The organism is Methanohalophilus euhalobius (assembly GCF_900215215.1).
In the GTDB taxonomy this organism is placed as follows: Archaea; Halobacteriota; Methanosarcinia; order Methanosarcinales; family Methanosarcinaceae; genus Methanohalophilus; species Methanohalophilus euhalobius.
On record NZ_OBDR01000006.1, the window covers coordinates 39,128 to 53,619 of the forward strand.

Genomic DNA, 14,492 nt, shown 5'->3' on the forward strand with positions numbered 1-14,492 from the left:
TCAGTCACACTAATTGAAAAATAAACTTACTTGCTCACATCCAACCATGCTCAACGCCGAAAAGACCGCACAGGCCATACTCAAAAAATTCAATGATACAGACGGATACAGAGACCGCAGGATAGTCTTCTGGTATGATAAGGACGAGACTGCAACTGATGGCGGGCTTGAGGAGATCGAACCGATCCTTGAGGAGAACAATATCCGGGTCCACAGGCTTGAGCAGAACTTCTTTGGGACCAAGAAACTCATTGAAGAGGATAAACCTGATACCCATTTCCTGATATATTCATCCAGAGGCGAACCACAACACGAGAAGAACTGGTTGCTCGATATACAACTGTACTCCGAGCGGTTTGAAAACAGCCGAATATCCGATATAAAGAGTGAATTTGGCATCGAAGGCTATGACCTGGATAACTTCCTGGAAGAGCATTACAAGTTCTTCGACAGCAAGGCACGTGTGGAGCCGTTCAGGAAATTCTATGACCCGAAATGGCGCCGGGACGAAATGGTACTGGGCTTTCTGGCAGTGCTCACAGGTTCAGATACCATAGATTTTAAAGATATCGTCCGCAAATTATTCCTCAAATCTCTGTATGAAACTGACAATCCTACCTGGTCCGAGATAAAGAGGCTCAATCTTAAAGACGATTTCTGGGTACTTGCAGGCAAATACTTCGGATTTGTACAATCTGATCCCACATTACGCAAACTATTCCTGAGCATCCTCCTAACCCACATAAAACGAAACACATCCCTTCCCCTGAAGAAATACAAGAACTATATCAACTCCATGAGCAATGAATGTGAGATTTTCATCCGCACATGGATGGACCACTCCAAAGACGGGATTTATTTCGATCAATACAGCAGGGAAACGTTTGAAGACAGCCAGCTCAAACTCGAAAAATATCTCAAACAGGAGATCAAAGAAACTGAACCTTGCGATTACCTGGATGCAGAAGCCTTTGATGTATTCGATAGAGCAATCATAAGTCGGATTGTAAGCAGTTTATGTAATGACCTGGAAGAATATGAAAAATACCTGGACTGGATCTTCCAGAGAAAAACCAAACACTGGTATGCGGACTTCCAGCATATCTACAGTGCTTTGGAATACGCAGTCAAACTCCATAGGTTTGCCAAAGGGTTTGAAAAAACGCTTGCTTCCTGTAAAGATGTACGTGGATTCATAGCCCGCTATGAGAAAGACCTCTACCAGATGGATTATTACTACCGTAAATTTTACTTCCATTATGACCTCGACAACAAGACGGACGTTCTTTCTAAGATCAGGGAACGTGTGGAAAACCTGTACAACAATAACCTTATCGACAAAATGCTCGGCCACTGGAGTGAACTGATCAATACAGATGTTGGGGATTACTGGAAAGTAGAACTTGCAGACAGACAGGATGAATTCTACAAATTATATGTGCAAAACACCATTCAAAAGAATGACAGGGATAAGATTGCAGTCATAATTTCCGATGCGATGCGCTATGAGATCGCTGTAGAACTTCGAGAAAGACTCAACAAATCCAGCCAGGGTACAATGGAACTTAAAACAATGGTTGGTTCCCTTCCTTCCTACACCAAATTGGGAATGGCATCCCTGCTGCCTCATGATTCATTGCAACTTAAGAATAATCATTATCTGGCCGATGGAATCAGCACTGAAGGCACTCCCAACCGAGCAAAAATAGTGGACACGGCAACTCCTGACAGTGTTACTTTGACATATAAGGAAATAATTGATTTATCAAGAGAAGAATTACGTGAAAAGTACAAAGGAAAGCGGCTTTTCTATATATATCACGATGTTATAGATTCTACTGGCGAACATTCAGAAGACAAAGTATTCAATGAGACGGAAACTTGCATCCAAGAAATCCAAAAAATAATTGGAAAACTCACTAATTCCCAACTTCTGAATAATGTAATTGTAACATCTGACCACGGCTTCATCTACAGACGGGACGACCTGGAAAGTGTTTACAAACTCGATAAAGCAACCTTTGATAAAGACAGAATTATCGACTCTAAAAAACGCTTCATCCTCACTACAGAAGATATCGATGTGATGAACACTCACAAATTCAAGATCAACAATCTTGTTGAAACGGAAAACGATCTTTATGCATATGTCCCGGTAGCAGACTTGAGATTCAGGATGCAGGGAGGCGGAAACAAGTTTGTCCATGGTGGCCTGGCTCCTCAGGAAATAATCATTCCTGTCCTCAAATATAGCTATAAAAAGAGTGCAGAGCTGGAGCGCAAAGGAATCAAAAAAGGCAAAGTTGGAGTAACTGTTACAAATCCGGGTCGAAGGATCACAAGCAATTCCTTCTCTGTAAACCTGCTGCAGACTGAAAAGGTAAGTGACAAACTTAAACCTTTGAAGGTCCGTATAGCCCTTTGGGACAGCGAGTTTGATGGCGAAAAGGTAAGTGATGAAAAGACCGTGATCTTGGAACGTTCTTCAGAAGAACCTACAGAACGCCAGCAGAAGGTAATATTAACCCTTGGGAATAATATAGAGAACAAAACATATTATCTCAAGCTGATAGACGATGATCCAACTGCGATTAATAAGAATGTAATCGAGCCGATACCTTTTGAAGTAGATCTACTACTGAAAGATGATTTTGATTTTTGAGGCAGAAAAATGAACGGGACAGAAATTGATACATCCATTGATGAAAAATTGCAGCAATACTTTGCAGGCCGTGTGGTACGCAAAGACCTCACCAAAATGATGAAAGTAGGCTACAATGTCCCGGTTTATGTCCTCGAATACCTGCTGGGTTCAAACTGTGCTACCGAAGATGAAGACCTGATAGCAGCCGGTGTAGAAAAGGTAAAAAATATCCTCTCCCGAAACTATGTCCGACCGGATGAGGCGGAAAAAATAAAATCCCGCATCAGGGAAAGTGGTTATTACACAATAATAGACAAGGTAACTGTAAAACTTAATGAGAGACGGGATGTATATGAAGCCGTATTTTCCAACCTGGGAATTGTCCAGGTGGAAGTTGAATCTGATTATGTAATGCGCTATGATAAACTGCTTGGTGGAGGCATCTGGTGTATCGTCAAAATGGAATACGAACCCGACCAGATGGGGTCACCCTTCATAATTTCGGATTTAAAACCCATTCAACTGCCCAACATCAATGTAAACGAGATCCTTGAAAACAGGAACTTTTTCACAAAAGAAGAATGGATGGACGTCTTGCTGCGCTCTGTGGGGATGGAGCCTTCCAATCTCGAAGAAAGAACAAAGTGGCATCTTCTTGAAAGGCTTGTACCCCTTGTCGAAAACAACTATAATATGTGCGAACTCGGCCCCAGGAGTACAGGTAAATCCCACGTTTACAAAGAGATCTCACCAAACTCAGTCCTTATCTCTGGAGGACAAACCACTGTAGCAAACCTGTTCTACAATATGTCCACACGTCAGGTAGGACTGGTAGGCATGTGGGATGTTGTAGCCTTTGATGAGGTTGCAGGGATTAATTTCAAAGATAAAGATGGCATCCAGATTCTGAAAGACTACATGGCTTCAGGTTCCTTTGCCAGAGGTAGAGAGCAGATCAATGCCAACGCCTCCATAGCCTTTGTAGGTAATATCAATCAAAGTGTATCCTCTCTTTTAAAAACTCATCATCTATTTGCTCCCTTCCCTGAGGCAATGAATAATGACAGTGCCTTTTTTGACAGGATACATTATTATCTCCCCGGCTGGGAGGTTCCAAAATTTAGGCCTGAACATTTCACCGACAAACATGGTTTTATTGTCGACTATATTGCCGAATTCTTCCGTGAAATGCGTAAATACTCCTACGCAGACAGTCTATTCAACTATTTCAAGATGGGGTCCAATCTGAACCAGAGAGACGTAATCGCTGTGAAAAAAACCTATTCAGGGCTTGTCAAATTAATCTATCCCAATGGAAAAATCACCCGGGAAGAGGCTGAAGAAGTACTTCAATACGCTCTGGAAGGCAGAAGGCGTGTAAAGGAACAACTCAAAAAGATCGGCGGTATGGAATTCTTTGATGTGAACTTCTCCTATCTGGATAATGAAACCATGGAAGAAGATTTTGTCAACGTTCCGGAAAGTGGTGGTAACAAGATAATTCCTCCAGGACTTGGAAAACCAGGTGAAGCCTTTGCTGTTGCTCCAAATGAAAACGGAAAAATCGGTGTCTACAAGTTGGAACTGCAAATTGCCACCGGGAATGGAAAATATGAAGCCACAGGGCTTAGCAGCAATTCAGCAGCCAAAGAATCTGTCAAAACCGCTATCAATTACTTCAAAGCCAATGCCAAATCTATCAGCCAATCCATATCCACCAAAGAAAGTGATTATTTCCTCAACTTCCAGGATATGTATGGAATCGGACTGGCAGATGGTCTGACACTTTCCGCTTTTATCAGTCTATGTTCCGGAGCCCTTGACAAGCCACTGCATGAACAAACTGCCATAATTGGAGACATGACAATAGGTGGCTCCATTAATGCAGTGGATAATTTGGCAGACCTTCTCCAGGTATGTCTTGATGCCGGAGCAAAGAAAGTATTGATTCCTTCTGCTTCCACATCAAGGCTGGGAAGTGTACCACCTGAAGTGTTGAGCAAGTTCCAGCTATCTTTTTATGATGACCCGATAGATGCTGTTCAGAAAGCGTTGTTCTTTATGTGATCATTAGCTAATATTTGAGTAGATATTTATATACAAGTATTCATGAAAACAATCTACAAACAACAAATAGCAAAACTTCTTTATATGATATTTAAAATCTGTGAATAAATGAAACTAATTCAATTTGATGGAGCTGCAATACCAAATCCCGGTAAAAGAGGAATCGGAGCAGTTCTTCTTGACAATGGACAAGTCCTACATGAAATATCCGAAATGCTTGAAGGGACTGGCACTAATAATGAAGCAGAGTACAATGCCCTAATTCAAGGATTAAAAAAGGCACAAGCCCTTGGTTGGACTGACATCAATGTACAGGGAGATAGCAAACTTGTAGTAAATCAAGTCAATGGGAAATGGTCTGTAAAAAGTGATAATCTTAAAGGTCCCTGCCAGATTGCTAAAAAACTAGTCGGACAGTTCAATTCAATAAAACTGGAATGGATTCCTCGAGAGCAGAATGAAAAGGCGGACTATGCAGCCTCAAAAGCTCTGGGATTTCAAAAAGACCCTCATCATAAGAAATATCCGAAAAGACCATCAAATAAAGGAAATAAGGATACAAACGATTATGATTTTTAAAAAAGCAACTTACCAAAAAAATGTTGTAATTGTAAAGATATTAGCAAATGCAAACTTGTAGAGCAGAGATTTGAAAATATTTATAAGAAATAAGTCAAAGATTTGCCATCCTGTGATTTTGTTAGGAGTCAAATCAGGGAAATTGGTTGGTATTACATTTAAAGCCAAGTAATCATCCTTTCCGTGTCAGAACCTTTATCAGCCAATTTTAAGGTCTTAAAATAACTTCCATCAATAAAAAACTCAACATCAACAAAAATAATTAATGATAATGAGGCGATTAGAAATCAAAAATAGACTTATTCACCTCAATTTCTTCGACCGCCTTTTCTAAATATTCGGGAATTTTTCTCACATACCTAATATGACCATGAATTGGACATTTTTTTTGTATATGTTGAGTTCCATTACTAAATGTTTTCAAAAAGAATTTGCACTCCCTTTTGCATCTTGGACATGAAAAATCAATTTCACAATCTTGACTTTTGCTCCACATATCGAAATCACTCTAAAATCTGGTCCTATAGCTATCAAATAGTCATGTTTTTGTATTATTATTTAATTTTTGCAATTAGTCTATGTAGTAATTAGATTCTATATGTTTTCTTATGTGCACATATAGAATATTAAAATACCAAAACTATTATAATGCAACCATAAATATAAATATGAAAGAAAATACAACTGTAGTGAATAGTAAATATGAATTTTCCATCACTTTTTTATGTCGTGGTAAGGCTGAATAGTAAGATTCAAAATCACGAAGTTCTTCAGTCGATTCAAAATATTTCTTAGCTCCAAAGAATCTTTTCATCACTGCACAATCAATACAGATACTAGCATTTGTCATTCTTGTTACTTTTACATGACCTTTGCAGGTGATGGAACCACATTCTTTACAATACCATTTGGACCTAAATATGATTTTTTTTGTAATATTTGAGTTGCAAACCCTACAAAAATCAGTTTCATTTTTGGTAACGATATTATCGCTAGGTGTTTCAACAAAATAGATATTATAGTCATTTCGTTTTGCTTGTATGTTTATTTCCCATTTTGGGTAATATAAGCATTTATAATTGGATATTGTTATGTCCTTTGCTTTTGGAATGCATTCTTTTATATATTGTACATTATTTTTTCCTTTATATCTTATGTTTCTAGTATGACTGATTATAATTTCATTCATAGCAAGTTCTTTTAATTCACTTTCATTTAGTCGAAAGTCTATTTTGGAAGAAAATTGGTTTTCTGGTAATGTTTTAAAATTTATATTTGAATCATTTATTAGCAATCCAGCCAAGTTATAATCTAATAGATTTCCTCTTTCCCCATCAAAAAACAATTGTCCATTTGCCCTTTCATTGTGAATGATACCTACAGTCGTAGAAAAGTTAGCAGATATGTTGTATTCGATATAGAAAACTGGATGGAATACTGTTCGTATATTCTGTACGACTAAGTCCATTTTACTAATGGCATTAACCGGATAGAAGAAGTTTTCTAATGTCCAGTTTATTGTTTTTTCTTTTGGCGAGTAGTAAGTCGATTCATTGCTATATGCTTCAATAATCCCATTTTTTAAATCCACCTTAGCGCCGATTGCCAATTCTTTTAGTTCTCTGCCATCAATTAATCTAATTTCTATATTTTCAAGTGAATTGTTTATTTCTTGGGCATATTGAACTGCATTTGGTGAAAACGAACTTGATGTGACCACATAACCTTGTTTTTTTCCAACATGATTTAAAGTAACTACTGCAGAGTGTAATTTTTGTACAACGGGCCTTCCTATTTTACTTTGATGATGCTTGCATTCCACTACTATTTTTATTAACTCACCATTTGGGTCTTTCTTCTCCATAACAATATCTTTTCCACCGTCATTAGAACAAGGAGTAACAATAACGTTTCGAAAACCATTTTTCCTAAAAATATCAGCAACTACTTCCTCAAACTGATATCCATTTAAGGAATCTAACAAGATATTATCATCCAACACAGACCCACTCCTATCAGTAAAGCTATTTCATTCAAGTTTTAATTTATCTTCTTAGTAATCTGTATCAATATCACCAGTCAATTCTCCACCAAGGTATACCTTATTCAAAGCAGTTGAGAAACCAGACCAATCATTTTCAAAGTTCTTTATTTCATAGTTCTTACTAACTAATCTATCTTCGAGAATGCTGTTATTGTCTTTCTCAACTACAAAATCGCCTAAAACCATCTTAAGCTGCTCCCAATCATTGTAGAAATATTCCTGTAACAAAGGTATAACCCGATTATACCAAACAAAATACAATTTATTCTTGGCCTGCTCTTCTTCCAGTTCTACAACTTCACAAAAGTAACTATGCCCGATTTGATGATCTCTGTCTATTAGTGCGGATAGCATACCATTTAATTCTTTCAACAATGAACCAATATTAACTCCATCAATTTCAACATCAATAATGGAATAATCAGGCATCATTTCCAGAAAAGTAAACCTTCTCCTCAAAGCAATATCCAGCAATGCAATTGAACGATCAGCAGTATTCATCGTTCCTACTATGTAGAGATTTGAAGGTACAGAAAAATCGGTTTTTGAGTAAGGAAGTTTTATAGATATCTCATTGGATTTACCTGAACGTTTATCGTCTTCAATAAGAGTAATTAATTCTCCGAATATCTTTGCAATATTTCCTCTGTTGATTTCATCTATCACAAGAACATAATTATTCTCTGGGTCGTTTTTGGCCCTTTCACAGATGTCCTTGAATACACCGCTTCCTACCTTATATGAAACATCACCTTCATATACAATCGGTTTCAAGCCTTCTATAAAGTCTTCATACCCATATGATTGGTGGAAAGTAATGAACGTACAATAATGACCAAAGTCTTTTTCCTCATAAATTTGTTTATTTCCTGTAAAAAGGTCGATTGCTTCTGATAAGTTATTTTCTACATATTCGATTCCCTCAGGTAGCAGGTACCATTCACTACTCGAAGCCTTATCGAATAAAGTGGGAGAACTTTTGTTTTCAGTTTTTACAGTTTCACTGTTAGGATTTGAATGAGATTGTAGTTGACCCCACAAAGTTTGTGAAAAATTCCTTTCTCTTCCCCTTATTTTTTCAAAATAAAATTTTATGATATCATGATTTTTTAAATCTGGGACCTTTACCGTTTCATTTTTGCCATTTAAATAAATCGATAAAGCAACCACTTGATACCACTTCAAATCCTGAAGTAATTCTATTTTCATCTCTTCGAATGACTTAGGTTTAGATAATTGATCTTTAAGAAAAGATTTGGTGAATTGTTGAATGGCGTATGTCTTTCCTGTACCAGGCGGGCCATATAATATCACATTTTTAGTATGTACTAGTGTATTGTGGAGTAGGGATTTGTTTTGAGTAGTGATATTTGGAACATCGATATCCTTTAACCACCATAAAAATAAATCTACATCCATATAGGTTGCATCTTTCAAGCCATTGATCTTCAAATTTTGCAGAATATTTGACATATGTGGCTTCATTGCGATGTAGTATTCCCCTTGATCACCTTTGCTTCCATAAGGCAGAGTTCCTTTAATGTCAATATTCATTCTTGAAAAGAAATCATCGACTACAGAATTTTTAATCCAGAAATTATTAGGTTCTTTTAAACAAAGTAATTCACTTAAAAAACCAATCCCCATATTATTGAATGATTTGAGTGCCTGATTTATATCATTTTCATTAGGCTTTGTGCTTTCCAATGAGGTTATGAGATCTACTTTGAAATTATCGAAACCACCATTATTGGCAAATATTGATTCTATATTATAACGTGCACCATAGGCAGCATCGGTATCATTTAATATTTCAAGCATCTCTTCTTCGGTAAGTGCTTCAGAATATTGATTTGTAAGTTTTTCACGTACCATCTCACTACTTTTTATGTGCTCCTTTCGATGATTTTTTAGCTCATCGGAATCCAATTGTGAAATAAAATATTTTACCAATTGTGAAATATCCATTTTGTCTCCATTCTCCAGTTGAGCAAATATATCTTTGTATTTATTATTCATTTGAATATATCCGTTCTTTATTTCTTCCCATTTCCATTCTTCATTGACTGGAGTAATTGTTTTATTAGCAAGATTATAGGAAAGAGTAATTTGCTCATTAATGAGCCAATGAACCAATCGTGTATGGAGGTACTCAATTCCGGGATTTTCCGGATGTTGTGGCTCAAGATAATTACTTGTAATCTTTCCAATTCCTAATACGGTATTTTGACCATTGACGGCGATTACTACATCCCCTTCACTCATGTCATTATAAAAGTACCAGATTGAGTTTGCATCATTAGTGCCATGAGATTGTTTTACATCATCCAGAGACTCATATCCAGAATAACTTTCATCACCATCCCATCCTATTCCAATACATTTATTGTTCAAAAATTCATTCCAGAGACGACCTTTTTCCCCAGGGCGTATAAACCATTTGTTACCCATATTCATTCCTCTTCCAATATTTTTCTAATGTCTTCGATAAGTTTCTTTTTATTAACTGGATTTGTCAAATCAATCCTTAAGTCTACAGTTGCAACCTTTATTTGTTGACCAGTCGGTTTAAGCATGTATTTTTCAATAATATGTCCATTTATTCCTGATGTACGAGGGTAAAGGAGAATGATTTTTGAGCAATCATATCTGTTAGCATAAGCGGCCATCTGATACATATCCGCCACAGAAACTCCTTTCTTTCGATCTTTCTTCCTTAATTTTTTGTACTTTGTGTCAATAATAAGTTTTGTTATCTCTCTTTTGTTGAAAAGAATGTCTGGAATAAGCCAAAATGATTTTTCTTCTTTTGAATTTCTAGCGAGCTCCTTCCTACCCATCTGTGAATAAAGATTGCAGTCCAGAAGATCTTCAGGAAGAATTGATCTGCGGTGTTTTTTTAGAAATCGTGCAATAAAGCGTTCAAAAAGCACATTCATATCAAATGTAAATGCAAAAGAACTCATGGAACCCACTGATGTCTCGACAACATTTGCATCGATAAACATTTTAGCCATATTAAATGCTGGCCGGTAATTTTCATTCAGTCTTGTGAAGATGACTTTGTTTAAGAGTGGAGTTGGGTTGGAGACATATGCGATATTTTCCATTTGATAATCAAGAATATGCAGGTTCTTTCTGTTTTCAGAATCTTGAGACTGATATTTCAATCTTCTTACAACGAATTTAAGTATCTGATTTAGTGGTATATCGGGGCTGAATTCATCATAGTTGACATAAAAATGGTGTTTTTTGAAACAATTCGAAATTATATGTTTTTGAACCATCCATTTGCCTTTAAAGTAAGGTAAATTCTCCTCTACCTCCATATACTGCTTTTGTGCTCCCTTTTTGAATACATCGATTAGATTTTTTATAAACATATAAGTTAATATCTCAAACCAGGCGGCTTTCCGAGATTGCATATGTGCGATGTCACTTTCATAGATTGGTATGTCATAACAATAATGAAGCAAATATAGAAGATTTCGCTGAGAATTTTCTATCTTTGAGGCTCTTGTCAAACCATCACTATACATTTTTGGTAATATCTCTATCGAAAGGTCACTTACTTGAATTAAACCAACATATTGTTTTGTATGAAGACCATTTCTTTTCAGAGTAAGGATTTCTCCATTTGATTCATTTAGTTTTTCGATGAGGTCAAGATGATGTGAGGATGGACCCTGAATAAAATCTGAATATGAGCGAGATTCATGTTCAAAAAGAGTTATAGAAGTATTTTGAGACATGTTTTAAAACCAATGTACATTTAATATATATTATTTATGCATATGAATTTTTCTTCCTTGATGGTTGTACCACTCACAAATCCCCTTATATTCACAGAAATAACAGTTCGGCTCTTCCTTGATCTCAAAGTCCTCGGCCTTGATATCCGCTACGATCTCCCTGACACCATCAAGTACAGAATTGATCTGTGCTTCGTCCACATCCATTAACCTGAGGTCACGGATCTTCGGATTGACATACATCAGCCCTGCTTTGATAGGATATTTTCCATACCTCTCTCTGACAGCCTGGCAGTACAGGGCAAGTTGTACATCTTCTGGCATTTTATTCTTGCTCAATGGACTTTTGCTGGTCTTGTAATCAATAACAATATATTCGCCCGCAGGGGTTTGGTCGATTCGGTCAATTACTCCTCCAAACTGTGCTCCATCCAGTTTGAGATTGAACTTATCCTCCACAGCAATCGTTTCATTGACATTGCTTTCCTCAAACTCAAACCAGTATTCCAGCATCTGCCTGACTCTTTCAAGTTCCTGCTGCTCGTGGGTCTCTGAATCGAAAACAGAACCATCCCAGGTTTTATCCAGGATACGAGTGGCAAGTTCCATATCAATGGACTCGCCCTGCATCTTGTGCCTGCAAAGCTGTTCAAACACAGAATGCACATCGGTTCCAGTCTGGAAGAATGTCTTTTGAGGAATCGGTATATTCAGTACATTGCTATACTTGAATTTCAGAGGACACTCCATGTATTGCCTGATCTTGGACGCTGAAAAGCGCATATCAGAATCTACAAGAGGTGGTAAATCTTCATTCACCAGTGCCTCCAATTCTCCCATCTCTTTGGGTGTGATCTTCAGAAAATCCTCAATATCAAAAACAGCCAGGTTGCCTTTATCCTCTATCTCTTTTAACTGAGTCAGCACCACCAGTGACTCCAGTGCCTGCTTCATCTGACCCTGGCCGGCATACATGTTCAAAAGCCTGAGATATTCATCCTGTTTTCCTTTCAATGGCGATTCTGTGGTAACAGTCTCCGTATCCTGCAATTTGTCAGTTTCAATGTATTCAATCAGGGGATTGGATTCACAATCTAACTGGGTGACAAACTCACTGGGCTTGACACCTCGTTTGTTGCCTGCATATTTTTCAGGAAATGTGAGATACAGTTTTTCCCTGGACCGGGTCATGGCTACATAGGCCAGCCTGCGTTCTTCCTCCAGATGCAGGACTTTATCCTCCACATCCCTCTGAACACCTTTCTCAAGTTCCCCGGGAACACGGAATTGCTTTTTGGTGAATCTCAGAGGCAGATGGCGATCAGCCATATCACAGACAAAAACAACCTTTGCTTCCTTACCCTTTGACTGGTGGATTGTCATAACCTTAACAGTATTTTCCTCACTGGTTTCCTCATCCCCGATATCCAGATTGAAAACAAGTTCCAGATATTCAACAGCCCTGGCAAATTCAGAACCCCCGTCCACAAGTTCCAAATCTTCTACCATACTGGTCAGGGAGTTGAGGATATGAATATTCCTTCTGGAAGCCACGGTATCTGCAAGCAACTGGGCCCTGTATAGGTCGGTTTTCTCGGATAACAGATACTTCACAGTATCAGAGGGTAGGTGATTCTTTCTGTAATCGATAAGTTCATTAAGCCTGGTAAGGATGGACTTGACAAGTGCCTTTTGAATTACCGGCACATCATCCAGATGGTGTTGCAGCACAGAATAGATTCCGTCCCCTTCCAGTTCCGTTTCCCGGCTGAGTTTTTTTGCCACGGTATTGATCTTCTGGAGGTCATGTTCACTTACTCCTTCCCTTGCAAACACTCTGGCAAAAGCAATTCCACTGTTGAAGGGATCAGCAACAATATGCATGTAGGCCAGGGCTTCCTGTACAATGGGATAATTCTTAAGCTGCAGATTGCCCACATATTCCACAGGGATCATTTTGCCTTTCAATGCATCACTGTACTTTTTCCCATCAGCACGTTTTCTGGTAAGTACAAAGATCTCTTCAGGAGCAATATCCTCTTCTTCAATCAGCCGCTGAATCTCGTCTGCAACCCACCTGGCCTCACTGGAATCATCCGGGGATTTTACTACCTTTATTTTCTCTCCATCCCCATTATGGGAATGCAGAGTCTTAGCTTCCCTTTCCGGGTTTGTTGCTATCAATTGCTGGGATAATTGTACTATCTGTGAGCTGGACCTGTAATTGCGGTCCAGAGGTATTTTTTCAAGGGATGCATAGTAATCCTGCAGCTGTTTGATATTGGAAAGATAGGCACCCCTGAATCGGTAGATGCACTGGTCATCATCAGCAACACAGGTAAGATTTGTGCCATCAGCAATTAGATTGATAAGAAAAAGCTGGGCATAATTTGTATCCTGGAATTCATCTACCAGGACGTAATCATATCTGTTGCGAATCTGATTTCGAACAACGTCATTGTTTTCCAGCAGGCGACATGTCATTGTGATCATGTCATCGTAATCCATGAAATTATGGTCCCGTTTGTACTGCTGGTAATGTGAATAGAATCTGGCAAGGTCGGCAAGTTTGAGCAGTTCATCCCTTTCTTCTTCATCAACTATTTCGTCCAGCTTTCGCGTGACAAAATCCAGCAATTCCTGCGGACCTACCAGATGGTCATGTAACTGAGACACACCCTCCAGCAGGCTTGTGATGAGATCATAGGGTCTGTTGGGAATCGCAATATTCTCAAAACCAAAGGAGTCGATATTGTTTATTCCCCAGACATGGGAATGTTCCTGTGATATCAGTCTGGTACCCTGGTTGATGCCAGCATACAGGGAGAACTCCCTGAGCAAATCATTGCAGTAGGAATGAAAGGTGGATACCGTAATTCCGCTGGATTCACCAATGCGGTTTTCAATTCTCTCCTCCATCTCACCTGCGGCCTTTTCAGAGAAGGTAAGGGCAAGTATCCGGTCAGGAGAAAATCCTTCATCCACAAGGTTTACGACCTTTTCCGTAATGGTCAGGGTTTTGCCAGAACCAGGACCTGCTAGTATTAGAAGTGGTCCGTCTGTATAATCAACTGCCTGTGATTGTGAAGGATTGAGTTTGATATCTCCCACTTTTTAGTACCCCATTCATATTTTATTTTTCCAGCAAATGATTGATGGTAAGTTGTATAAGTTTTGTTATTTCAGTTTTTTAGGAGAGGTAGGACTTCATTGTATTTTTTAGAGGTGATTTAATTTGAAAAAGTAGTATTAAGGATTCAGATTAACGTTACTCTTCCAGAACTTCGATAAAATTTGTTCTTATCTCTCCTACCTTACGGAAGGAATCTCCTGTTTCAAAAGAGATGAATTTATATTTGAAACTGATCAATCAAGGAATAGATCTCCATTTCGTCGATGACGAGTT

General features: G+C 38.2%; 7 protein-coding genes and 1 CRISPR repeat array (1 of these 8 cut by a window edge). Of the genes, 3 read left to right on the forward strand and 4 right to left on the reverse strand.

Annotated elements, in window-relative coordinates; genetic code table 11:
* Positions 1-13: 13 nt before the first annotated feature.
* The 3 genes from pglZ to CP947_RS06605 all read left to right on the forward strand — a co-directional run bounded on the left by pglZ (position 14) and on the right by CP947_RS06605 (position 5,290).
* Positions 14-2,662: a BREX-1 system phosphatase PglZ type A gene (pglZ, locus tag CP947_RS06595; RefSeq protein WP_243641531.1), complete on the forward strand. Its 2,649-nt coding sequence runs from the start codon at positions 14-16 to the stop codon at positions 2,660-2,662.
* Positions 2,663-2,671: 9 nt separating this feature from the next.
* Positions 2,672-4,711, forward strand: a complete 2,040-nt coding sequence (brxL, locus tag CP947_RS06600; RefSeq protein ID WP_172425462.1) for a protease Lon-related BREX system protein BrxL — start codon at positions 2,672-2,674, stop codon at positions 4,709-4,711.
* 108 nt (positions 4,712-4,819) lie between these two features.
* The gene (locus tag CP947_RS06605; protein ID WP_096712434.1) at positions 4,820-5,290 is read left to right on the forward strand and encodes a ribonuclease HI family protein; all 471 of its coding nucleotides are present in this window, start codon (positions 4,820-4,822) and stop codon (positions 5,288-5,290) included.
* 643 nt (positions 5,291-5,933) lie between these two features.
* On the opposite strand, the gene CP947_RS06610 is transcribed toward CP947_RS06605, so the two are convergent.
* The 4 genes from CP947_RS06610 to CP947_RS06625 are packed head-to-tail and all read right to left on the reverse strand — an operon-like array spanning position 5,934 to position 14,197.
* Positions 5,934-7,289 (reverse strand): restriction endonuclease, encoded by a 1,356-nt coding sequence (locus CP947_RS06610; protein ID WP_165868988.1) that lies wholly within the window; start codon positions 7,287-7,289, stop codon positions 5,934-5,936.
* A 54-nt stretch (positions 7,290-7,343) separates the two neighbouring features.
* Positions 7,344-9,785 carry an AAA family ATPase gene (locus CP947_RS06615; protein WP_165868987.1) on the reverse strand — a complete coding sequence of 814 codons (2,442 nt, stop codon included), beginning with the start codon at positions 9,783-9,785 and terminating at the stop codon, positions 7,344-7,346.
* Positions 9,786-9,787: 2 nt separating this feature from the next.
* Complete coding sequence (locus CP947_RS06620; protein WP_096712437.1) at positions 9,788-11,086, reverse strand: McrC family protein; 1,299 nt, start codon at positions 11,084-11,086, stop codon at positions 9,788-9,790.
* Between the two features lie 30 nt (positions 11,087-11,116).
* A complete protein-coding gene (locus CP947_RS06625) occupies positions 11,117-14,197 on the reverse strand; it encodes an ATP-dependent helicase (protein WP_096712438.1) in 3,081 nt (1,026 codons plus the stop codon).
* Between the two features lie 292 nt (positions 14,198-14,489).
* Positions 14,490-14,492: direct repeats of the CRISPR family, unit length 37 nt (it continues 1,541 nt past the right edge of the window).